A 22,407-nucleotide genomic window follows, 5' to 3' on the forward strand; every position below is an offset into this window, starting at 1 on the left:
GAATCGAGAGTCGGACCGCCCAATTCGTAGGGTCCGAAATTCTGGATCCCAGCCTGCGCTGGGATGACGGTGGTGGTGGCTTGAATCAGTGCTTGAACATCACATGCCGAACCGTGGTGTAGTCCTCCAGGCCGTACATGGACATATCCTTGCCGTAGCCGGAAAGCTTCTGCCCGCCATGGGGCATTTCGCTGACCAACATAAAGTGCGTGTTCACCCAGGTGCAGCCGTACTGCAGGCGTGCGGCGAAGCGGTGGGCGCGGCCGACGTCATGGGTCCACACCGAAGAAGCCAGGCCGTAGTCCGAATCGTTGGCCCAGGCCAGTGCTTGCGCTTCATCGTCGAACTGGGTCACCGAAACCACCGGGCCGAAGATCTCGCGACGGACCACCTCGTCGTCCTGTAGCGCGCCGGCCAGTACGGTCGGTTCGAAGAAGAAACCCGGGCCATCGACCTTCTTGCCGCCGGTCAGCACCTTGATATGGGGGATGGCACGGGCACGTTCGACAAAGCCGGCAACCCGATCCAGATGTTGCTGAGTAATCAGCGGGCCCAGCTCGGTGCCTTCGTCATCCTGCACCCCGTATTTGATGGTGCTCACGGCCTCGGCCAGCTTGGCCACGAACTTTTCGTAGATGCCTTTTTGCGCGTAGATACGGCAGGCCGCAGTGCAGTCCTGGCCGGCGTTGTAGAAGCCGAAGGTGCGGATGCCTTCGACCGCCGCGTCGATATCGGCGTCGTCGAAAATCACCACCGGGGCCTTGCCGCCCAGCTCCATATGCATGCGTTTCACGGTGTCGGCGGTGCTGGCGATGATATTGCTGCCGGTGGCCACCGAGCCTGTGAGCGAAACCATGCGCACTTTCGGGTGGTTGGTCAGCGGTGCGCCCACAGTCGGGCCACGGCCGAACACCACGTTGATGACCCCGGCGGGGAAGATATCGGCGGCCAGCTCGGCCAGGCGCAAAGCGGTCAGCGGGGTTTGCTCGGAGGGCTTGAGCACCACCGTGTTGCCGGCGGCCAGGGCCGGGCCCAACTTCCACGCGGCCATCATCAACGGGTAGTTCCAGGGGGCGATGGAGGCGACTACGCCCACCGGGTCGCGGCGGATCATCGAGGTGTGGCCCGGCAGGTATTCACCGGCCGCCGAACCGCCCATTACGCGGCTGGCACCAGCGAAGAAACGGAATACATCGGCAATCGCCGGCAGCTCGTCATTCAGTGCGGCGCTATACGGCTTGCCGCAGTTCTGCGACTCCAGGCGCGCCAGTTCTTCGGCATTGGCATCGATCACATCGGCGAGCTTCAGCAGCAGCAGCGAGCGGTCTTTCGGTGCGGTCTGCGACCAGCTGTCGAAGGCTGCATCGGCGGCGCGTACGGCGGCATCCACCTGGGCCTCGCTGGCCTCGGTAATGGTGACCAGCTCAGTGCCCAACGATGGGTTGAGCACCGCTTGCGCGGCGCCTTCACCGGCCACCAGTTGGCCATTGATCAGCAGTTTGGTTTGCATGGCTTAATCCCCTCTTTCAGGTGTTGTGCAGTTCTCGTAGGAGCGGCTTCAGCCGCGATGCTTTTGATCGGCTTCGTAGCTGCGTTTCCAGGTCCGGCCAATCGCGGCTGAAGCCGCTCCTACGGGATGTTCGTACGGTCTCTCGGTATTTATTTGCCGCCACTACCCGCCACGCTTTCCCCGCCCTTGGTCAGGTAATACGCGCCCAGAATCGGCAGCATGGTCACCAGCATCACCAGCATGGCGACCACGTTGGTCACCGGCACATCGCGTGGCCGGCTCAGTTGGTTAAGCAGCCACAGCGGCAAGGTGCGCTCATGGCCGGCGGTAAAGGTGGTGACGATGATTTCGTCGAACGACAAGGCAAACGCCAACATGCCGCCGGCCAGCAAGGCCGAGCCGAGGTTGGGCAGTATGATGTAGCGAAAGGTCTGCCAACCGTCGGCACCCAGGTCCATCGAGGCCTCGATCAGGCTGTGGGAGGTGCGGCGGAAACGGGCGATCACGTTGTTGTAAACAATCACCACGCAGAAGGTGGCGTGACCGATCACGATGGTGAAAATCCCCGGCTCAATGCCCAGCGCTTTGAACGCCGTAAGCAGCGCCAGGCCGGTAACGATACCGGGCAAGGCAATCGGCAGAATCAGCATCAACGACACGCCTTCCTTGCCGAAGAAATCCCGCCGGTACAGCGCGGCGGCGGCCAGGGTGCCGAGCACCATGGCAATCAGCGTGGCCAGGCAGGCGATCTGCAGGCTGAGCTTGATCGACTCCAATACATCCACCCGGCTGAAGGCGACGCTGAACCAGTGCAGGGTGAAGCCTTGCGGCGGAAAGCTGAACGCCGACTGCTCGGTGTTAAAGGCGTAAACAAAAATGATCAGGATCGGGAAGTGCAAAAACACCAACCCGCCCCAGGCCGCAATTTTCAGACCCCAGGAAGCGCGCTCAGAGTGCATCGAAAGCCCCCAGACGTTTGACGATGGACAGGTAGATGGCGATCAGCACGATCGGCACCAGGGTGAAGGCGGCGGCCATCGGCATGTTGTTGGCCGTTCCTTGCTGGGCGTACACCATATTGCCGAGAAATACCCCTGGCGGGCCCACTAGCTGCGGGACGATAAAGTCGCCCAGGGTGAGGCTGAACGTGAAGATCGAGCCCGCGGCGATGCCCGGAATCGACAGCGGCAGAATCACCTGCACAAAGGTTTGCGAAGGTCGTGCGCCGAGGTCGGCTGAGGCCTGCAAGAGTGACGGTGGCAAGCGCTCGAGAGAGGCTTGGATCGGCAGAATCATGAAGGGCAGCCAGATGTAAACGAACACCAAAAAGCGGCCCAATTGCGAGGTTGCCAAGGTGCTTCCACCCACCCCTTCAATGCCGAGGATGAACTGCAACACGGGCGTCAGGTGTAGTTGATCGACGAACCACTGCAGCACGCCGCCTTTGGCCAGCAGCAAGGTCCAGGCGTAGGCCTTGACGATGTAACTGGCCCACATCGGCATCATCACCGCGATATAGAAAAACGCTTTGGTTTTGCCCGTGGTGTAGCGCGCCATGTAATAGGCAATCGGGAAAGCCAACGCGGCGCTGGCCAAGGACACCACAATGGCCATGCTGAGCGTGCGCAAAATAATGTCGTAGTTAGCTGGCTCTAGCAGAGCCAACAGGTTGTCCCACGTCAGAATCGGGACAGCTTCCATCACCACTTCGTCGTAGGTGTACACGCCCTGCCAGAGAAAGGTCAGCAGCGGGGCGAAATAGATCACGCCAAACCACAGCAGCGGCGGCACCAGCAGCATCGCCAGGTACAGATTGGGCTTGCGGTACAGCAGGTTCGACAGGCGATGCAACGGCCCGCCTGATGAATGCAGGGACAAGGCGGTCATCTCACCGGCCCTCGACATCGGTCAGCGCCACCATGGCCTCACGCGCCCAGCGCACGCTAACCTGCTGACCCGCCTGGAAGGCCGGGGCATTCTGCTGCCACTGGGTATTGGCCTGGCTGACACTGAGGTTCTGGCCGTTCTCCAACAGCACTTCAAAACGGGTGGCCGCGCCTTGGTACTGCACGTCATGCAGCAGGCCGCTGACCAGCACATCGCTGCCCACGCCTTCGCTATTGGTGGCATCAAGCAGACGGATATGTTCCGGGCGAATCGAAAAGGGCGTCGCGCTGCCGGTCAGCAACTGCGCCAGCTCGCCACGCAGCACATTGGAGGTGCCGACAAACTCCGCGACAAAGGGCGTGGCCGGTTTCATATAGAGATTGCGCGGGGTATCGACCTGCTCGATGCGGCCCTTGTTGAACACCGCCACGCGGTCGGACATCGACAGCGCTTCGGTCTGGTCGTGAGTGACAAAAATAAAGGTGATGCCCAGTTGGCGCTGGAGCTTTTTCAGCTCGCTTTGCATCTGCTCGCGCAGCTTCAGATCCAGCGCGCCGAGGGGTTCGTCCAGCAGCAATACGCGCGGACGATTGACCAGTGCACGGGCCAGGGCCACGCGCTGACGCTGGCCGCCGGAAAGCTGCACGGGCTTGCGCTCGCCGTAACCGCCCAGGGCCACCATGCCCAGGGCTTCTTCGGCGCGGCTAAGGCGCTCGCTTTTGCCCACGCCTTTTACTTTCAGGCCATAGGCCACGTTGTCGCGCACGTTCATATGGGGGAACAGGGCGTAGTCCTGAAACACCGTATTGACGTCACGCTGGTACGGTGCCAGGCCCACGGCCTCGGCACCATGAATACGGATAGAGCCTGCGCTCGGCTGCTCGAAGCCGGCGATCAGGCGCAAACACGTGGTTTTGCCTGAGCCCGACGGGCCGAGCATGGAAAAGAACTCGCCATCCTGGATGTCGATGGACACCCGGTCTACGGCCTTGACGTCGCCGAACACACGGGACACATCGGTGAATTGCACTGCAAGGGTCATAACAAACTCCAGGAATCAAAAACCACCCACCACCGCCCGACCCGATCAGGGTTTGCCGACACAAAATGCGGTCGGGTTGGGTGGGTGTGAAACACAAACAAAAAACGAACGCCGGTAGGGATTTTTGTGGGAGGGGCTTTAGCCGCGATGCGCTTGATCTTGAAAAAAAGCTCGCGGCTGAAGCCCCTCCCACACAGGGCGGTGGAGGAGCGAAGAACTACCTACCGCCCATGATCGCGATAAAGTCCTGCGTCCATTTGCTGTAAGGCACGCACGCATCCTGGGTCTTGCACTTGGCCTGCGGGGTCTTCCAGAAGGCGATCTTGTCGAACTGGTCATAGCCGTTGGTGGCGCAACCTTCGGCACCCAGCAGCTCACTGGCCTTGCACGCTACCGGTACCGCTGGCACCGAGCCGAACCAGGCGGCGAGGTCGCCCTGCACCTTGGGTTCCAGCGACCAGTTGATCCACTTGTAGGCACAGTTCGGATGCTTGGCTTCAGCGTGCAGCATGGTGGTGTCGGCCCAGCCGGTTACGCCTTCTTTGGGGAAGGTGGTGGCAATCGGTTGCCCTTCGGTTTTCAGCGCGTTGGCCTGATATGGCCAGGCGCTGGAAGCCACCACGCCTTCGTTTTTGAAGTCACTCATTTGCACGGTGGTGTCGTGCCAGTAGCGGTGGATCAAGTCGTGCTGTTTGCGCAGCACCTCGAGCACGGCTTTGTACTGGGTTTCGTTGAGTTCGTAGGGGTCGTTGATGTTCAGCTCGGGCTGGGCGTTTTTCAGGTAGAGCGCGGCGTCGGCGATATAGATCGGGCCGTCATAAGCTTGCACGCGGCCTTTGTTCGGCTTGCCGTCCGGCAGGTTCTGCGCGTCGAACAACACGCTCCAGCTGTCCGGGGCTTTCTTGAATACGTTGGTGTTGTACATCAGCACGTTCGGGCCCCACTGGTAGGGCGCGCCGTAGGTTTTGCCGTCGACCACATACCAGGGCGCATCTTTCAGACGGCCGTCGAGGGTTTTCCAGTTGGGAATCAGCTCGGGGTTGATCGGCTGCACGCGCTTGCCGTAGATCAGGCGCAGCGAGGCGTCGCCGGAGGCGGTGACCAGGTCGTAGCCGCCCTTGGTCATCAGGCTGACCATCTCGTCCGAAGTGGCGGCGGTTTTCACGTTCACCTTGCAGCCGCTGTCTTTCTCGAACTGGGTCACCCAGTCGTAGTTCTTATCGGTTTCGCCACGTTCGATATAGCCAGGCCAGGCAATGATATCCAGAGCGCCTTCGCCGGCACCTACAGCCTTCAGCGCTTCGGCGGCCTGCAAGCTGGCGCTGGCTAGCAGCGCGGTGGCGAGCGCACTTAATAGAGCGGTTTTTTTCACGAACATTTAGGTATCCCTCTTCTCTGTTTTGTCGGGGCAGTTATGTCGCGTTGCGTTCGAGCTACTGCGCTCGGTCATGCTGCGTTGGCGGGGTTGAAAAAATGCTCATTGGCAGGTGCCAACTGCGCTTTTTCCAACCCCGCCGCCTTGCCTGACCTTCGCTCGTTACGCTCGATTTTTCTTATAAAAAACTGAAAAACGCTTAATCCGTGAGCTGACCATGGCGCGCCATGATGTGGCGCACCACGCTGTAATCCTCCAGCGAGTCACTGGACAGATCCTTACCGTAGCCGGAACGCTTGAGGCCGCCATGGGGCATCTCGCTCACCAGCAGGAAATGGCTGTTGATCCAGGTGCAGCCGTACTGCAAGCGGGCGGCCACCTGCATGGCCTTGTCCAGGTTCTGCGTCCAGATCGACGAGGCCAGGCCGTATTCGGAGTCGTTGGCCCAATCCACCGCCTGGCTCAGCTCGTCAAAACGGGTAACGGTGACCACCGGGCCAAACACTTCGCGCTGGACGATTTCGTCACTCTGTTTGCAGCCGGCCAGCAGGGTCGGCTGGTAATAGAAGCCGGGGCCCGAATGCACGGCGGCACCGGTGATGCGTTCAATATGCGGCTGGCCCAGGGCGCGCTCGACAAAACTGGCCACGCGGTCGCGCTGGCGGGCGCTGATCAGCGGGCCGATCTCGTTATCGCTATCGCGCTTGCGGGCAAAACGCAGGCTGCTCACCGCTTCGCCCAGCTCGGCCACCAGGCGGTCGTGGATACCGGCCTGGGCGTAGATGCGGCAGGCGGCGGTGCAATCCTGACCGGCGTTGTAGTAACCGTAGCTGCGCACACCCTCGACCACGGCCTTGAGGTCGGCGTCGTTGCAAACGATCACCGGCGCTTTGCCGCCCAGTTCGAGGTGGGTGCGTTTAAGGGTTTTCGCGGCGGCCTGAAGAATTTTCTGCCCGGTGACTATGTCGCCAGTCAGCGACACCATGCGCACCTTCGGATGGCTGACCAAGTGGCTGCCGACGCTCTCGCCGCCGCCACAGATCAGGTTGATCACCCCCGGCGGCAACAGCTCGGCCAGTACCGGCGCCAGGCTCAGAATCGACAGCGGAGTGTGCTCGGAGGGTTTGAACACCAGGGTATTGCCGGCAGCCAGGGCCGGGGCGATTTTCCACGCGGCCATCATCAGCGGGTAATTCCACGGCGCAATCGAGGCCACGACCCCTATAGGATCGCGCCGCACCATGCTGGTGTAACCCGGCAGGTATTCGCCGGCGAGCTGGCCGGTCTGGCAGCGCACCGCGCCGGCGAAGAAACGAAAGACATCCACCGCCGCATTCAAATCATCCTGGCGCGCCAGGTGCAGCGGCTTGCCACAGTTCAGCGCTTCCAACTGGGCCAACGCGTCGGCGCGCTGCTCAATGGCCTCGGCGATTTTCAGCAAGATCACGGAGCGTTGTTGCGGGGTGGTGCGCGACCAGCCGGCAAAGGCGCGGTGGGCGGCATAAATAGCGGCTTCTACCTGATCGGTAGAGGCTTCGGCGATGCGGATCAGGGTTTCGCCCGTGGCGGGATTGAGGATCGGCTCTACAAAGCCTTCGCCAGCCACCAGGCGACCGTCAATCAACAGCTCGCTGGAAAAAGGCGTGGGGGTTGCGGCACCGGCCATCGAGTTCGCTCACTGTTGTTGTTAGGGCATACGCTGCACGCAGAAATGCCTGGATACGAATGGCAACAGAGACTAGTGGGCGGTCTTGCGGGCTACAAATTCTTAATACTGAAGGCAGCGTTCGATTAAATAGATGGCCGACGGTTATTCAGTTGTTCGCGTGCCACCGTCAGGAACGGATCTACCAGCGCAGGCCGCGCCGTGCCTCGACGCCAGGCCAGGCCGACGTCCAGGGTCTGGGTTAAATCCACCACCGCGCGGGCTTCGATGATGTCGCCCTCCAGCGACCAGGGCCGATAGGTCATATCCGGCTGAATAGACAGCCCCAGGCCTGCTGCCACCAGGCTACGCACCGCTTCGGTAGAGCCGGTGCGCAAGGTGACATTGGGCTGCAACCCGGCGCGTGACCAGAAACGTTGGGCATTCAGGCCCATCTCATCCACGTTCAGCTGAATCATCGGTTCGTTCACCACATCCGCCAGGCTGATGCTGTCGTGCTCCAGCAGCGGGTGCTGGGGCGGCAGCCACAGGCGCAGCGGCGAGTGGGTGAGGACCTCGGTCTGCAGGGCGTGGCGGTCTTCCAGATTGGACAGAATCAACACCCCGACATCGATCTCGCCGCTAACCAGCAGGTGCTCGATATAGGGCCGCTCATCCTCCATCACACGGATTTCCACATTGGGATAGGCGCGTTGAAAACGGGTGATCAAGTCCGCCAGGTAATAACCCGCCACCAGCCCGGTAACCCCGATGGTGAGCTGCCCGGCGACCTGATCGGTACTTTGCTGCAGGCTGCGCTTGGCGTTATCCACAGTAGCCAGAATCAGGTGGGCCTGGCGCAGAAACTGATGACCCTGGTGGGTCAGGGTCATGCCCTTGGCGTGGCGATTGAACAGGCTGACGCCAATCTCCTGCTCCAATTGCTGGATGGCCAGAGTCAGCGTGGACTGGGAAATAAACACCGCCTGAGCGGCGGCGGAGATCGAACCGGTTTCGGCCACCGCAATAAAATGGCGGATCTGGCGCAGGGTCATCATGGCGGGGCGGGCTCTTTGCAGGCGTAGGCGCTGAAAATGCCATGAGATTAATCGGTTGGGTAGGGTTGGTATTGATTAAATAGAATGGATAAGCCCAAAAAGCATCGCGACTGACCGGAGCGCCGGACCGGTCAGCCGCGATTTCCTGGAAACATCAAACGCTCAGGTTAAAACGCATACCGATACTGCACCCCCAACCCAAACACCGCCCGCTCGCCCTGGTACTGAGCGGTGGCCACTTGCACGCCGCCACCCAAGGTGGAGTTGGCATCGATGGCATGGCTATATCCGGCCATGGCGGTGGGCACCACGCGGCGTTTATCCAGGCTGCTGTTGTAGGTAAAACGAGTCAGCCCAGGCACGCTGGAGCTGCCTTCAATCGCCGGGGTGTCTTCGCTTAGCAGGGTATCCACCGCCAGGCTCAGGTGCAGGGTGCCTTTGGCGTTGACCGGGGTGGCGCTGCGTACGCCGAGGGTGGCGTAGGTGTCGGTGCTGCGGGAACTGTCGATGGTCAGTGGGAAGGCCACATTGCGTTCGGTAAAACCGTCCTGCTCGCCGCGCAGATGGCTGAGGGCGATTTCCGGGGTGACCAGTGAAGTACCCAGCTGCAGGCCGTAGTTGGCGGCGATACGCACGGCGCTGCTGCGCATATCCAGCTTGGCTTGGGCGCGTTGTACGTCGCTGAGGTCTACGCCGCGTTCGAAGCTGTTATTGCTGGTGCCGGCCGCCACGCTGGCGCTGCCGCCCCAACCGGTGTTGTCGAGGTTTTGCTGGTAAGCGGTCCACAGGCCCAGGGCATAGGCCTTAGTTTGTTCGGCGTTTTGCACATCCAGCTCGGCACCACCGAGGCTGGCGCTGGCGCCTACCGAGTAGTGCTCGTTCAGGCGCATGCCGCCGGCGAATTGCAGGTTGTGCTGGTTGCCATTGCTGCTGGCTTCGCCGCGGTAGGCGGTGGCGTCCAGGCCCAGGCAGTAGCGTTGGGCCGCGCCGGGTTGGCAGTGGCTTTGGTTCAGATCGCCCAGGCGGCGATTCTGGCTGTTGATCAGGTGGTTGACGGTGTCGGCGCTGGTGATCAAGGAGCTTTGCAGGTAGACCAGATCCTGCATCACGCCGATGGGCGTGTAGGCATCCGGCAGGCCGGCCTCTGGCACGATTGGCGTGGCGTCTTTCCAGATAAAGGCGCGAGCGCCGCTTGTGCCGACTACGGTGCGGCCGTCGTCGCTCACGCCGGTGGCGGCACTGGTGGTGGCACCGCTCAATACGCCCAGGTTGGTCATGCCAGAAGCGGCGGTCCAGCGGAAGGCGCGGGCGGCATTGTCGGCCTGGGTGGAGGTACCCACCACCACCGAACCATCGGCGTTTACATCGCTGGCACTGCTGGAGGTACCGCCCAAGGTGCCCAAACCCTGCATACCTTTGGTGGTGCTCCAGCGAAAGGCTTCGTCGCCGGTCGCCGAGGTGCTGGTGCCGACGACTACCGAACCATTGCGGTTGGCGGCTTTGGCGGAACTGTCGGTATAGCCCGGCAAGCCGCCGAGATCGGTCATGGTGCCGCTGGCGATATCCCAGCGGAAGGCATGTTTAATGGAGTTACTCCGGTTGATGTCGCTCTCGCCGACGACGACGGTGCCATCGCCACTTACGCCAAGCGCCCAGGATTGCGAGCCACCGAGAGTACCCAGCAGTTGCTGGCCGCCTGCCTGGGTCCAGCGAAAGGCTGTGTAGTTACCTGGCGGGGCATAGACGTTGCCTACCGCCACGCTACCGTCGTCACTGACACTGGCGGCAATGCCGTCAGTGTAATCGCCCACTTTGACCACGCCGTTGGTGGCATCCCAGCGAAATGGGCCTCTCAAAACGCCTACGATATAGCGCCCATCGCTGCTGGTTGCGTAGATAGTCGCGCCGGCAAGCTCCGCCGGTAACGTGCTCATCCCCTTGTCAGCCGTCCAACGAAACGGCTGAGTCCCGACCAACCCAAACACCGTCTGACCATCGCCGCTGATGGTCGTGGCATTCACGGTGTCTGTACCGTTCGGCAAATTACCCAAATCCATCATCACCGCTCCAGCGGGCTGGGCGGCGAGAAGGGTGAGCGTGGAGAGAACAGCGGCGGGAATCAGGTGCCAGGGGGAGAGCGCCTGGGCGAGGGGGGAGCGGGAAAACGGAAGGGATTTCATGACACCACCTGCGGGAAAAATGAAGCGGCAAGCTTCGGCAATGTGGTGCTGGGGTTTATGTCGTTTGGTTCCGGCTGGCTGGCGGGATTGGTGCTTTCAATTGCGTAGGAAAGGTCTTTGAGTGCCGGCGGTGTGCGGGGCTTCAAGCCAGTGGTGGTGCCGGGCAAGCGGGGTGGCGCGTGGGCGTTGGCGTGATTATTCCTACGGGCTATGCTCGCCCGGTGCGCCTAGTTGCCTACGGGCTTGTCGGCGGGAGCTGGCTTGTCGGGATTTTCCTTGGGCCGGCATAGTTCAGCCCGTCGCTGAATGGTTCAGCGATCGGGTTTGACGGCCTGTAAGTACATGGTGCACAGCCTCCTGATTGTTCTTTCTTATGGCGGCTGTACGCGGGGCATCTTCGGGTGCGCCGGGTTTCGCACCTTGTCCCCGGTCCGTCAACCCGCGTATAGCTGCCTCCCTTCGTTTGACGGCGATGTCTGGCAGCCCTTCTCAATCTTAAGGTGCGCTATGACTTATCCAAATACCCTTACCCCCCATCCTCCTGTTCTGAACCGGGAGGTGCTGTGATGAAAACCACCCAACCCCAAACCTTCTGTGTACCCGATGATGTTCCGGTGTTTGCGGTAAATGCCGACGTGCCGCTGACCGACGCGCTGGAACAGACCGTGATCCTGCTGGATGGCGTTACCCGGCTGCTGATGACCGACAGCCTGGATAACGACGCTGGCCGCAATACCGCCCAATACCTGCTGGAAATGGCCAATGCCCTGGTGGCGGCCTGTCTGGTGGCGGTGCGGGTGAAAGTTAAGGCGTAACCCCTAGGTTGGGTCGGTCCGCGTTCGGCGAAGCCCACCACGGGCCGGCCCAAGCTACACGATCAAAAGCATCGCGGCGCTTTGGCGTTGTGCGAGCAGCCCCAGGTTGAACCAATCGCTGTAAATATCCCCGTTAAGTCGTTGATCTGCTTACCCGCTGCTACGCTTGATTTGCTTGCGCCTGTGTAGGGCGCGTCATCGTCATAGCGTCGCCGGCATTGGCGCGCCACTTGGCGCCGTAGCTCGAGCCGTGCCCAGGCACCGTTCACAGTGGGGAGTGAAGTGTGAAGAACTGGACCCTGCGCCAGCGCATTCTGGCGAGTTTTGCGGTGATCATTGCCATCGTCATTCTGATGATCGCGGTGGCCTATTCGCGGCTGGTAACCATCGAGGCCGGTGCCAAGAGCGTGGCCAACGACTCCATGCCCGGGGTGTATTTCAGCTCCTATATCCGCAGCAGTTGGGTCGACAGTTTTATCCTCGCCCAGCAGGTGGTGGGCCTCTCCGATGAGCAGGTGATCAGCCCGGCGACCTTTCAGGAATTCCATATCAACGACGAAAAGCTGATGGCGCGGGTGGCCGAGTACAAGAAGTCGATTGTTGATGAGTCCGATAAAGCCGCGTTGGAGGACTTTCTCAAGCAGCGTGAGCAGTTCAATACGCTGCTTGCCGCGGTGCTGGAAGACTTTCAGCAAGGCCGTCCGCTGGATGCCCGTAAGGCGCTGAACGAGAACCTGCGCCCGGTGTGGGCCAAGGGCCGCGAGCAGTTGCTGCAGATGGTGCAGTACAACAAGGACCGCGCCGATGTGGCCACCACCAGCATCGCCAGCCAGGCGGCCGGGGCCAAGGTGAGCATGCTGCTGTCGGTGCTGCTGGTGATTGCGGTGGCGTTGATCAGCGGCTTTGTGTTGATGCGGGCGATCATGGGCCCGCTGAACCATCTGGCGCAGATTCTTACGGTGATGCGCACCGGCAACCTCACCACCCGTTTCAATAATGTGCGTGCCGATGAGTTCGGCGCGGTACAGAGCGGCTTCAATGCCATGGTCGATGACATTACTGCGCTGGTGTCGCAGTCGCAGCGCTCGGCGGTGCAGGTAACCACTGCGGTGACCGAAATCGCCGCCACGTCCAAACAGCAGCAAGCCACGGCCACCGAAACCGCCGCCACCACCACGCAGATTGGTGCCACCTCGCGGGAAATTGCCGCCACCTCGCGGGATCTGGTGCGCACCATGGGCGAGGTGAGTTATTCCGCCGAGCAAGCCTCGGCTCTGGCCGGCGCCGGCCAGGTGGGGCTGCTGCGTATGGAAGAAACCATGCGCCAGGTGATGGGGGCCGCCGAGTTGGTGAATGCCAAGCTGGGCATCCTTAATGAGAAGGCCAGCACCATCAATCAGGTGGTGACCACCATCGTCAAAGTGGCCGACCAAACCAATCTGCTGTCGCTGAACGCGGCTATCGAGGCGGAAAAAGCCGGCGAATACGGGCGCGGGTTTTCGGTGGTGGCCACCGAGGTGCGGCGCCTGGCGGACCAGACTGCCGTGGCCACTTACGACATCGAGCAGATGGTGCGGGAAATCCAGTCGGCGGTATCGGCCGGGGTGATGGGCATGGACAAGTTCTCCGAGCAGGTGCGCCGTGGCATGAGCGAGGTGCAGGAGGTGGGCGAGCAGTTGTCGCAAACCATCGACCAGGTGCAGGCGCTGGCCCCGCGTGTGGTGGTGCTGAACGAGGGCATGCAGGCCCAGGCTACCGGTGCCGAGCAGATTAACCAGGCGCTGACGCAGTTGGGCGAGGCCACGGGGCAGACGGTGGAGTCGTTGCGTCAGGCCAGTTTCGCCATTGAGGAGTTGAATCAGGTGGCCGGCAGCCTGCGTAGCGGCGTGTCGAGCTTCAAGGTCTGAGGCCGGCGATGAGCATCGAGCTGCAACCGGCGCGCGGGCCCAAGGCGCCGCTGTACCTGTTGTTTTCCCTAGGCCCCGAGCGCTATGCCCTGGCCGCCCGCGAGGTGGTGGCGGTGTTGCCGCGGGTGCCGGTGAAAACCATTGTCGGTGCGCCCGCTTGGGTGGCCGGGGTATTTGCCTTTCGCGGGCATCTGGTGCCGGTGCTCGATCTCTGCCAGCTCAGCCTGGGTACGCCGGCGTTGGCGCGTACCAGCACGCGCACGGTGCTGGTCAGTTACCCGTGCGCGGATGGCCGTAGCCGGCCGCTGGGGCTGGTGCTGGAACAGGCCAGCGATACCCTGCGCTGCGCCGCCGATGAATTTCGTGATTCCGGCCTGAGCAACGCCGATTCCCCCTACCTCGGCCCGGTGCTGGAAAGCGCCAGCGGCCTGGTGCAGCGCATTCAGATCGAGCAGCTGTTGCCGGCGGCGGTGCAGGCGCTGTTATTTACGGACGGCGGCATCGGCACCAGCGAAGGCGCGCCATGAGCATCGACCCGCGCTTCGAGCAGCTGCTTAAGGACAAGATCGGCCTGGACGCCATTACCGTTGGCGCGTCGGTGATCGAGCGTGCGGTGCGCCGCTGCATGGGCACGGTGCCGGGGCGTGATCTGCACGGTTATTGGCAGGCGCTGGGGCAATCCGAGGCCGAGCTGCAGGCGCTGATCGAAGCGGTGATCGTGCCCGAGACCTGGTTTTTCCGTTACCCGGAATCCTTTGCCACCCTGGCGCGCCTGGCTACCCGGCGGCTTGCCGAGCTGGCCGGCACGCGCCCGCTGCGTCTGCTGAGCCTGCCGTGCTCCACCGGTGAAGAGCCCTATTCGATTGCCATGTGCCTGTTGGATGCCGGCCTGGCGGCCGAGGCTTTTACGCTGGATGCGCTGGATATCAGCCCGCTGTCCATCGAGCGGGCCAGCATCGGGCACTACGGTCGCAATTCGTTCCGTGGCGAAACCCTGAGTTTTCGTAACCGCTATTTCAGCGCAGAGGCCACGGGCTATCTGCTGCATCAGCGGGTGCGTGAGCAGGTGCGTTTTCAAGCCGGCAACCTGCTGCAGCCTGGCCTGCTAGCCGGTGAACAGGCCTACGATTTTGTCTTCTGCCGCAATCTGCTGATCTATTTTGATCGGGCCACCCAGGAGCAGGTGCTGGAGGTGCTGAAGCGCTTGACGCGGGAGGATGGGGTGCTGTTTATCGGTCCCGCCGAGGCCAGCCTGTTTAGCCGGGTGGGCATGCAGAGTCTGGGCATTCCGTTGTCCTTTGCCTTTCGCCGCACCGAGGCGGCGTCAGCGGCTGCGCCGCTGCCAGCGCCACGGCCGGTGCCGAGCCTTAGCGCAAAGCCCGCGGCCAAACCGGCAGCGCAACCCGCCCCGGCCACGGCGGATAACAGCGCCGAGCAACTGGCGCAAATCGCCGCGCTGGCCAATCAGGGCCGCAGCCGCGAAGCCCGGCAGCGCTGCGATAGTTGGCTCGCCAGCCATGGCCCGTCGGCCGAAGTCTTCTATTGGTTGGGTCTGCTTAGCGAGGTGGAGAGCGACGCCGTCGGTGCCCAGGGCTTTTACCGCAAGGCCCTGTACCTGCAACCGCAACACCCGGCCGCGCTGGCGCAGTTGGCGGCCTTGCTCGCCGCCCAGGGCGACCAGGTGGCGGCCCAACGCCTGCAAGCCAGGGCCCAGCGCGGAGCCGGCCGGAATGAGTAACCGCGATGAGTGAATTGAGCCTGAGCCTGCATGACCGCGACCAGCAGGTGGACGACTGCTGGAACCGCATCGGCATTCGTGGCGACAAAAGCTGCGCCAAGCTGCTGGAGCATGTGCATTGCCGCAACTGCGAGGTGTATGCCGCGGCGGCTACGCGTCTGCTCGACCGCTACAGCCTGAGCCAGGAGCATGTGGCGCTCTACGATCAGGCCAAGGATATGAGCGAGCAGGTAACGCGCTCGCTGATTGTGTTTCGCCTGGAGGATGAATGGCTGGCCCTGGCCACCCGTACGCTGGTGGAGGTGTCGCCGCTGGCACCGATTCATTCGCTGCCCCACCAGCGCTCGCGGGCCTTGCTCGGCGTGGCCAATGTGCGCGGTGCGCTGGTGCCCTGTGTGTCGCTGAGCGAGTTGCTGGCGCTGCCCGCCGCCCTGGCGAAAACTACCGGCCGGGTGCTGCCGCGCCTGCTGATTCTGGCTGCCCCGGGCGGCAATGTGGTGGCACCGGTGGACGAGGTATTGGCCATTCACGCCTTCCCCGAACAGCAGCTGCTGGAGGCCAGTGCCAGTCAGGCGGGCCTGAGTGCCGGTAACGCGGCCGGCGGCAAACTCACCCGCGGCGTATTGCATTGGCAGCAGCGCAGCGTGCGGCTGCTGGATGAAGCGCTGTTATTGCAGGCGGTAATGCGGAGCCTGACATGACCCCGGATCAGATGCGCGATGCCTCGATGCTGGAGCTGTTCCAGCTGGAAGCCGAAGCCCAGGCCCAGGTGTTGAATGCCGGCCTGTTGGCGCTGGAACGCAACCCCACGCAAGCCGATCAACTGGAAGCCTGTATGCGTGCGGCGCACTCGCTGAAGGGCGCGGCGCGGATTGTCGGGGTGGATGCCGGGGTGGGCATTGCCCATGTCATGGAAGATTGCCTGGTCAGTGCGCAGAACGGTCAGTTGCGCCTGACTGCCGAGCATATCGACGCGCTGCTCAAGGGTACCGATCTGTTACTGCGGGTGGCCAAGCCGGAGGCCGGGGTTACTCCGGCGGATGTCGCGGCCTTTATCGAGGCCATGGACATCATGAGTCGTGGCGGCTTTATCGCCATGCAGGAAAGCCGCCTGGCCGCGCCCGAGCCTGAGCGGGGGCTGGCCGTGGAGGTCGAGCCGGTGTTGCCGGTCGCGGCCGAGCCGCCGACTGTGCCAGTGGAGGAAGCGCCAGTGGCCGATGCCGGCGGCGAGCGGGTGCTGCGGGTGACCGCCGAGCGCCTTAATCGGTTGCTGGATCTGTCGAGCAAATCCCTGGTGGAGTCGCAGCGGCTCAAGCCGTTTCTGACCTCGATGCAGCGTATGAAGCGTTTGCAGACCAGCGCCAGCCGCACCCTCAATGGCGTGCAGGATGCGCTCAACCAAGCCCAGGCCGATGCGCCGCTTCTGGAACTGCTGGCCGATGCCCTGCGCCTGGTGGATGACTGCCAGCAACTGCTCACCCAGCAGGCCAGCGACCTCGACGAGTTCAGCTGGCAGTCCGAGCAGCGCGCGCAGCTGCTGTATGACACCGCCCTGGCCTGCCGCCTGCGGCCGTTCAACGATGTGCTGCGTGGCCAGGAGCGGATGATCCGCGACCTGGGCCGCTCCCTCGGCAAGCAGGTGCGTCTGGACGTGCAGGGCAAGAAAACCCAGGTGGACCGCGAGGTGTTGGAAAAACTCGAAGCGCCGCTGGTGCACGTGCTGCGCAATGCCGTCGACCACGGCATCGAAAGCCCTGAAGTGCGGGCGCGTTCGGGCAAGCCGGCGGAAGGGGTGATCAGTATCCAGGCTGGGCATCAGGCCGGCCTGCTGGTGCTGGAGCTGAGCGACGATGGTGCCGGTATCGACCTGGAACGGCTGCGCCGGGCGATTGCCCAGCGGCAGTTATCCACCGCCGAAACCATCGCGCAGATGAGCGAGGAAGAGCTGCTGAGTTTTTTGTTTCTGCCGGGCTTCAGCCTGCGCGACACGGTGACCGAGGTGTCGGGGCGCGGCGTCGGCCTGGATGTGGTGCAGCATATGGTTCGCCAGCTGCGCGGCACCATCGAGCTGCGTCAGGTGCCGGGGCAGGGCGCGACTTTCCATCTGGAAGTGCCGCTGACCCTGTCGGTGGTGCGCAGCCTGGTGGTGACCATTGGCGGTGAGGCCTATGCCTTTCCGTTGGCGCAGATCGACCGCATGCTGGAGCTGGCACCGGCCGATATCGTGCAGCTCGAAGGCCGCCAGCATTTCTGGCATGAGGGTCGGCATATCGGCCTGGTGGCGGCGCACCAGTTGCTGCAGCGGCCGGAAGGCGAGCCTTCGGCCGGTGATATCCGCGTAGTGGTGATTCGTGAGCGCGATGCGGTATATGGCGTGGCGGTGGAGCGTTTTATCGGCGAGCGCACGCTGGTGGTGCTGCCCATCGATGCGCGGCTGGGCAAGGTGCAGGACATCTCTGCCGGGGCGCTGCTGGACGACGGCACGCCGGTGCTGATTCTGGATGTGGAAGACATGCTGCGCTCGGTGGAAAAACTGCTTAGCACCGGCCGCCTGGAACGCATCGACCGCGGCGCGCGGCAGGCCGGTGCGGTGGCGCGCAAACGGATTCTGGTGGTCGACGACTCGCTGACCGTGCGCGAGCTGGAGCGCAAATTGCTGCTGCAGGCTGGCTACGAGGTGGCCGTGGCCGTGGATGGCATGGACGGCTGGAACGCATTGCGCGCCGAGCACTTCGATTTGCTGGTGAGCGATATCGATATGCCGCGCATGGATGGCATCGAGCTGGTCACCCTGATTCGCCGCGACAACCGCCTGCAGTCCCTGCCGGTAATGGTGGTGTCCTATAAAGACCGTGAAGAAGACCGCCGCCGGGGCCTGGATGCCGGGGCCGACTATTATCTGGCCAAGGCCAGTTTCCATGACGACGCGCTGCTGGCGGCGGTGGTCGACCTGATCGGGGAGCCGTAGGGGTGAAGATAGGGATAGTCAACGACATGCCTCTGGCGGTGGAGGCGCTGCGCCGGGCGCTGGCGTTCGAGCCGGCGCACCAGGTGGTCTGGGTGGCGGCCGATGGTGCCGAGGCGGTGGCCAAGTGTGCTGAACACAAGCCCGATGTGGTGCTGATGGATTTGATCATGCCGGTGATGGATGGCGTTGAAGCCACAAGGCAGATCATGGCCAAGACGCCATGCGCGATTGTGGTGGTGACGGTCAATGCGCAGCAGAGCGTCAACCGCGTGTTCGAGGCCATGGGCTATGGCGCGGTGGATGTGGTGGACACCCCGGCCCTGGGCGTGGGCGACCCGCGGGAGGCGGCGGCACCGCTGCTGCGCAAGATTCAGAATATCGGCTGGTTGCTGGGGCAGCGGGAAAAAAGCCCGGTGGCTGCCGCCAAGAGCACGCCGGCCCCGCAGCGTCAGGCGCTGCTGGCCATTGGCGCATCGGCCGGCGGGCCGGCGGCGCTAGAGATTTTGCTCAGGGGCCTGCCGGCGGATTTTCCCGCCGCGCTGGTGCTGGTGCAGCATGTCGATCAGGTGTTTGCCGCCGGCATGGCCGAGTGGTTATGCAGCGCCTCGAATATGCCGGTGCGCCTGGCCGTGGATGGCGAGCCACCGCAGGTGGGCACGGTGTTGCTGGCTGGCACCAACAACCATCTGCGCCTGCTCAGCGACGGCCGGCTGAGCTATACGGTTGAGCCCAGCGAGCATATTTACCGGCCCTCCATTGATGTGTTTTTCCAGAGCGTCGCGCAGTATTGGCAAGGCGAGGCCATGGGCGTGCTGCTCACCGGCATGGGCCGTGATGGTGCCAATGGCCTGAAAATGCTGCGCGAACGGGGCTTTCATACCATCGCCCAGGACCAGCAGAGCTCGGCGGTATACGGTATGCCCAAGGCGGCTGCGGCCATCGATGCCGCCGTGGAGATCTGCCCGTTGGAGGCCATAGCGCCGACCTTGTGCCGGTTATGGAAGTAGGGGTGTTGCATCAGGGATTGGCAACAGAACAACCATTTGTGATCGGGGTAGTGCCGCAGTGATTAACGACGAAGACGCCGTAATGGTGTTGTTGGTGGATGACCAGGCGATGATCGGTGAAGCCATTCGCCGGGCCCTGGTGAATGAGCCGAACATCGGCTTCCACTTCTGCTCGGACCCTCATCAGGCGGTGGCCCAGGCCATTCAGATAAAACCGACGGTGATCATTCAGGACCTGGTGATGCCCGGCGTGGATGGTCTGTCGCTGGTCCGCGCCTACCGCGCCAACCCGGTAACGGCGGATATCCCGATCATCGTGCTGTCGACCAAGGACGACGGCATGGTGAAAAGCTCGGCCTTTGGCGCGGGTGCCAACGACTATCTGGTCAAGCTGCCCGAATCGATCGAGCTGATCGCGCGCATCCGCTACCACTCGCGCTCGTTCCAGATGCAGCTGCAACGCGACGAAGCTCACCGCGCCCTGCGCGAAAGCCAGCAGCAGTTGATGGAGACCAACCTGGTGCTGCAGCGCCTGATGAACTCCGACGGCCTGACCGGGCTGTCCAACCGCCGCCACTTCGACGAATACCTGGAAATGGAATGGCGTCGGGCCATGCGCGAGCAGAGCCAGTTGTCGTTGCTGATGATCGATGTGGACTACTTCAAGGCCTATAACGATGGCTATGGCCACCTCAAGGGCGATGAAGTGCTGCACCAGGTGGCCGAAGCCATTCGCGCCGGCTGCAGCCGTCCTTCGGATCTGCCGGCGCGTTACGGTGGCGAGGAGTTCGCCATGGTGCTGCCGAGCACCTCGTCGGGCGGTGCACGCCTGGTGGCGGAGAAAATTCGCCGCTCGGTGGAGGGGCTGAACATTCCCCATACCTCGCCGGCCGAGGGATCGGTGCTGACGGTGAGCGTTGGCCTGGCCACCATGCTGCCGCAGCAGGGTGAAGAGCATCGCTTGTTGATTCAGAGCGCGGACCGGGCGTTGTATCAGGCCAAGAATGCCGGGCGTAATCAGGTGGGGATGTTGTAAGGCGTCTGCCACCGTTCCTACAGGCGGTGGGCTGGTTTCCAGAGCAACATCTGCAAACACTCTCAAACAAGGCTTTGCGCGCATTTGGTTCTAGTCTGCCGGTCGGTTTATTTGACGATTGGAGGCTGTATGAACACCCGTGGCTTGCTCGACCAGTTGCTGAAATCCGGCCAGGACCTGCTGCAAAGCAAGGCCGCTGGCGGTGCTAAGCCGGGGCAGGGCGGCAAGGCTGGCGGGCTGCTCGATAGCGCCAATCTGGGCAGCCTGCTCAGCGGCGCGAGCGGCGGCGCACTGGCGGCCGGGGCCATGGGCCTGCTGCTGGGCAACAAGAGCGCGCGCAAGTTGGGCGGCAAGGCTCTGACCTACGGCGGCCTGGCCGCACTCGGGGTGATCGCCTACAAGGCTTATGGCAACTGGCAGGCGAACCAAGCCGGCACCGCCACTGAACCGCAAACCCTCGACCGTCTGCCACCCGCCCAAGCCGAGCTGCACAGCCAGGCCATTCTCAAAGCCTTGGTGGCGGCGGCCAAAGCCGACGGTCATGTCGATGCCCGTGAGCGCCAGCTGATCGAGGGCGAGTTCGTCAAACTCAGCAACGACGCCGAGCTGAATCGCTGGCTCGACCTGGAATTGAACAAACCCCTCGACCCCGCCGACGTCGCCCGCGCCGCCAGTACCCCGGAGATGGCCGCGGAAATGTATGTGGCCAGTGTGCTGATGGTGGACGAGGAGCACTTTATGGAGCGCGCCTATCTGGACGAGCTGGCCAAGCAGCTCAAGCTTGAGCCGTCCCTCAAGCTCGAACTGGAAAGCCAGGTGCGTCAGGCGCTTTAAAGCAATCGCGGCGTAGGGCGAATATCCGCGATGCGGATATTCGCCCTACGTTTCTGTGGTTCAGGGTTCAGGGTTCAGGGTTCAGGGTTCAGGGTTCAGGGTCCGCCGATTACCGGCTGCAACCCTTGCGGTCACTGGGGTATACTCGCCGGCTTTTCGAAAGTTCAAGCCTGCGAGTGCTGCCCACCATGGAAATCAACCCGATCCTTAACAGCATCAAGGACCTCTCCGAACGTTCCGAGACCATTCGGGGGTATCTTTGACTACGATCACAAGAGTGATCGTCTGACTGAAGTCAACCGCGAGCTGGAAGACCCGGCCGTGTGGAACAACCCCGAATACGCACAGAACCTGGGCCGCGAACGTGCCGCCCTGGCGCAGATCGTCGAGACCCTCGATGAAATGAGCACGGGCTTGAGCGATGCCCGTGACCTGCTGCAAATGGCTGCCGAAGAAGAAGACCAAGGTGCGGTGGACGACGTCGCCGCCGAAGTCGAGCGCCTGCGCGAAGCCCTGGAAAAACTCGAATTCCGCCGCATGTTCAGTGGCGAGATGGACCCCAACAACGCCTACCTGGATATTCAGGCCGGTTCCGGCGGCACCGAAGCCCAGGACTGGGCCAACATCCTGCTGCGCATGTACCTGCGCTGGGCCGACAAGCGCGGTTTCGACGCCACCATCATGGAGCTGTCGGCCGGTGAAGTGGCGGGCATCAAGGGCGCTACCGTGCATATCAAGGGCGAATACGCCTTTGGCTGGCTGCGTACCGAGATCGGCGTGCACCGTCTGGTGCGCAAAAGCCCGTTCGACTCCGGCAACCGCCGCCACACCTCGTTCTCGGCGGTGTTTGTTTCGCCGGAAATCGATGACAACATCGAAATCGAGATCAACCCGGCAGACCTGCGCATTGACACCTATCGTTCATCCGGTGCCGGTGGTCAGCACGTAAACACCACCGACTCGGCCGTACGTATTACCCACGTACCGACCAACACCGTGGTCAGCTGCCAGAACGAACGTTCGCAACACGCCAACAAAGACACCGCGATGAAAATGCTCCGCGCCCGCTTGTATGAGCAGGAAGTGCAGAAGCGCAACGCGGCGTCCCAGGCGCTGGAAGAGACCAAGTCGGATATCGGCTGGGGTCATCAGATTCGCTCGTACGTTCTCGATGCCTCGCGCATCAAGGACCTGCGCACCAGCATCGAACGCAGCGATTGCGACAAGGTGCTGGATGGCGACATCGACGACTACCTGATCGCGAGCCTTAAGCAAGGGCTGTAAGTGCAGCCACCAGATACGACCGTCAGGCGCAGGAGCGGCTTTAGCCGCGATGCTTTTAGAGATCAGGAACATCGCGGCTGAAGCCGCTCCTACGACCAATAGCACGGCACTCCGTACACGG

18 protein-coding genes are annotated in these 22,407 nt (G+C 62.6%); 10 read left to right on the forward strand and 8 right to left on the reverse strand.

Annotated features, from left to right (window positions below; translation table 11 throughout):
• Positions 1–85: 85 nt before the first annotated feature.
• From ACVW0Y_RS00985 to ACVW0Y_RS01020, 8 genes are all read right to left on the reverse strand, one after another.
• On the reverse strand, positions 86–1,510 hold the full coding sequence (locus tag ACVW0Y_RS00985; RefSeq protein WP_457435446.1) for a gamma-aminobutyraldehyde dehydrogenase: 1,425 nt from the start codon (positions 1,508–1,510) through the stop codon (positions 86–88).
• A 149-nt stretch (positions 1,511–1,659) separates the two neighbouring features.
• A complete protein-coding gene (locus ACVW0Y_RS00990; protein ID WP_457435448.1) occupies positions 1,660–2,469 on the reverse strand; it encodes an ABC transporter permease in 810 nt (269 codons plus the stop codon).
• Complete coding sequence (locus tag ACVW0Y_RS00995; RefSeq protein ID WP_457435450.1) at positions 2,459–3,397, reverse strand: ABC transporter permease; 939 nt, start codon at positions 3,395–3,397, stop codon at positions 2,459–2,461. Before ACVW0Y_RS00995 ends, ACVW0Y_RS00990 begins: the two co-directional genes overlap by 11 nt.
• Before the next feature lies 1 nt (position 3,398).
• A complete protein-coding gene (locus ACVW0Y_RS01000) occupies positions 3,399–4,439 on the reverse strand; it encodes an ABC transporter ATP-binding protein (protein WP_457435451.1) in 1,041 nt (346 codons plus the stop codon).
• A 217-nt stretch (positions 4,440–4,656) separates the two neighbouring features.
• Positions 4,657–5,817 carry a putative ABC transporter substrate-binding protein YdcS gene (gene ydcS, locus ACVW0Y_RS01005; protein ID WP_457435452.1) on the reverse strand — a complete coding sequence of 387 codons (1,161 nt, stop codon included), beginning with the start codon at positions 5,815–5,817 and terminating at the stop codon, positions 4,657–4,659.
• 196 nt (positions 5,818–6,013) lie between these two features.
• On the reverse strand, positions 6,014–7,480 hold the full coding sequence (locus ACVW0Y_RS01010) for a gamma-aminobutyraldehyde dehydrogenase (protein ID WP_457435453.1): 1,467 nt from the start codon (positions 7,478–7,480) through the stop codon (positions 6,014–6,016).
• A gap of 125 nt (positions 7,481–7,605) precedes the next feature.
• Complete coding sequence (locus tag ACVW0Y_RS01015) at positions 7,606–8,517, reverse strand: LysR family transcriptional regulator (protein WP_457435454.1); 912 nt, start codon at positions 8,515–8,517, stop codon at positions 7,606–7,608.
• Between the two features lie 167 nt (positions 8,518–8,684).
• Positions 8,685–10,697: an autotransporter domain-containing protein gene (locus tag ACVW0Y_RS01020; protein ID WP_457435456.1), complete on the reverse strand. Its 2,013-nt coding sequence runs from the start codon at positions 10,695–10,697 to the stop codon at positions 8,685–8,687.
• Between the two features lie 566 nt (positions 10,698–11,263).
• On the opposite strand from ACVW0Y_RS01020, the gene ACVW0Y_RS01025 reads away from it, so the two are divergent.
• The 10 genes from ACVW0Y_RS01025 to prfB all read left to right on the forward strand — a co-directional run bounded on the left by ACVW0Y_RS01025 (position 11,264) and on the right by prfB (position 22,286).
• The gene (locus tag ACVW0Y_RS01025; RefSeq protein ID WP_457435458.1) at positions 11,264–11,512 is read left to right on the forward strand and encodes a DUF3077 domain-containing protein; all 249 of its coding nucleotides are present in this window, start codon (positions 11,264–11,266) and stop codon (positions 11,510–11,512) included.
• Between the two features lie 284 nt (positions 11,513–11,796).
• Positions 11,797–13,419, forward strand: coding sequence for a methyl-accepting chemotaxis protein (locus tag ACVW0Y_RS01030; protein WP_457435460.1), 1,623 nt, complete (start codon positions 11,797–11,799; stop codon positions 13,417–13,419).
• An 8-nt stretch (positions 13,420–13,427) separates the two neighbouring features.
• On the forward strand, positions 13,428–13,946 hold the full coding sequence (locus ACVW0Y_RS01035; protein WP_457435462.1) for a chemotaxis protein CheW: 519 nt from the start codon (positions 13,428–13,430) through the stop codon (positions 13,944–13,946).
• On the forward strand, positions 13,943–15,157 hold the full coding sequence (locus ACVW0Y_RS01040) for a CheR family methyltransferase (RefSeq protein ID WP_457435464.1): 1,215 nt from the start codon (positions 13,943–13,945) through the stop codon (positions 15,155–15,157). Before ACVW0Y_RS01035 ends, ACVW0Y_RS01040 begins: the two co-directional genes overlap by 4 nt.
• Before the next feature lie 5 nt (positions 15,158–15,162).
• On the forward strand, positions 15,163–15,858 hold the full coding sequence (locus tag ACVW0Y_RS01045) for a chemotaxis protein CheW (protein WP_457435466.1): 696 nt from the start codon (positions 15,163–15,165) through the stop codon (positions 15,856–15,858).
• A complete protein-coding gene (locus tag ACVW0Y_RS01050; RefSeq protein ID WP_457435467.1) occupies positions 15,855–18,125 on the forward strand; it encodes a response regulator in 2,271 nt (756 codons plus the stop codon). Before ACVW0Y_RS01045 ends, ACVW0Y_RS01050 begins: the two co-directional genes overlap by 4 nt.
• Before the next feature lie 2 nt (positions 18,126–18,127).
• Positions 18,128–19,132, forward strand: coding sequence for a chemotaxis-specific protein-glutamate methyltransferase CheB (cheB, locus tag ACVW0Y_RS01055; protein WP_457435469.1), 1,005 nt, complete (start codon positions 18,128–18,130; stop codon positions 19,130–19,132).
• Positions 19,133–19,214: 82 nt separating this feature from the next.
• Entirely contained in the window at positions 19,215–20,168 is a 954-nt protein-coding gene (locus ACVW0Y_RS01060) for a diguanylate cyclase domain-containing protein (RefSeq protein ID WP_457435822.1), read from the forward strand.
• A 129-nt stretch (positions 20,169–20,297) separates the two neighbouring features.
• Entirely contained in the window at positions 20,298–21,002 is a 705-nt protein-coding gene (locus ACVW0Y_RS01065; protein WP_457435470.1) for a tellurite resistance TerB family protein, read from the forward strand.
• A 188-nt stretch (positions 21,003–21,190) separates the two neighbouring features.
• Positions 21,191–22,286, forward strand: a protein-coding gene (prfB, locus tag ACVW0Y_RS01070; protein ID WP_457435472.1) for a peptide chain release factor 2 whose coding sequence is annotated in 2 segments (ribosomal slippage) — positions 21,191–21,262 and positions 21,264–22,286 — 1,095 coding nt in all. Because the reading frame shifts where the segments join, the coding sequence is not laid out codon by codon here.
• The last annotated feature ends 121 nt before the right edge of the window (positions 22,287–22,407 follow it).

The organism is Pseudomonas sp. TE3786 (genome assembly GCF_054057335.1).

Excerpts from the sequence above, each read along its gene's own strand:
- ACVW0Y_RS01050 (WP_457435467.1), top strand. The coding sequence starts at position 15,855 with ATGACCCCGGATCAGATGCGCGATGCCTCGATGCTGGAGCTGTTCCAG.
- ACVW0Y_RS01040 (WP_457435464.1), top strand. The coding sequence starts at position 13,943 with ATGAGCATCGACCCGCGCTTCGAGCAGCTGCTTAAGGACAAGATCGGC.
- ydcS (WP_457435452.1), bottom strand. The coding sequence starts at position 5,817 with ATGTTCGTGAAAAAAACCGCTCTATTAAGTGCGCTCGCCACCGCGCTG.
- ACVW0Y_RS01000 (WP_457435451.1), bottom strand. The coding sequence starts at position 4,439 with ATGACCCTTGCAGTGCAATTCACCGATGTGTCCCGTGTGTTCGGCGAC.
- ACVW0Y_RS00985 (WP_457435446.1), bottom strand. The coding sequence starts at position 1,510 with ATGCAAACCAAACTGCTGATCAATGGCCAACTGGTGGCCGGTGAAGGC.
- ACVW0Y_RS01025 (WP_457435458.1), top strand. The coding sequence starts at position 11,264 with ATGAAAACCACCCAACCCCAAACCTTCTGTGTACCCGATGATGTTCCG.
- ACVW0Y_RS01010 (WP_457435453.1), bottom strand. The coding sequence starts at position 7,480 with ATGGCCGGTGCCGCAACCCCCACGCCTTTTTCCAGCGAGCTGTTGATT.
- ACVW0Y_RS00995 (WP_457435450.1), bottom strand. The coding sequence starts at position 3,397 with ATGACCGCCTTGTCCCTGCATTCATCAGGCGGGCCGTTGCATCGCCTG.
- ACVW0Y_RS01015 (WP_457435454.1), bottom strand. The coding sequence starts at position 8,517 with ATGATGACCCTGCGCCAGATCCGCCATTTTATTGCGGTGGCCGAAACC.
- ACVW0Y_RS01065 (WP_457435470.1), top strand. The coding sequence starts at position 20,298 with ATGAACACCCGTGGCTTGCTCGACCAGTTGCTGAAATCCGGCCAGGAC.
- ACVW0Y_RS01020 (WP_457435456.1), bottom strand. The coding sequence starts at position 10,697 with ATGAAATCCCTTCCGTTTTCCCGCTCCCCCCTCGCCCAGGCGCTCTCC.
- ACVW0Y_RS01035 (WP_457435462.1), top strand. The coding sequence starts at position 13,428 with ATGAGCATCGAGCTGCAACCGGCGCGCGGGCCCAAGGCGCCGCTGTAC.
- ACVW0Y_RS00990 (WP_457435448.1), bottom strand. The coding sequence starts at position 2,469 with ATGCACTCTGAGCGCGCTTCCTGGGGTCTGAAAATTGCGGCCTGGGGC.
- ACVW0Y_RS01045 (WP_457435466.1), top strand. The coding sequence starts at position 15,163 with ATGAGTGAATTGAGCCTGAGCCTGCATGACCGCGACCAGCAGGTGGAC.
- ACVW0Y_RS01060 (WP_457435822.1), top strand. The coding sequence starts at position 19,215 with ATGGTGTTGTTGGTGGATGACCAGGCGATGATCGGTGAAGCCATTCGC.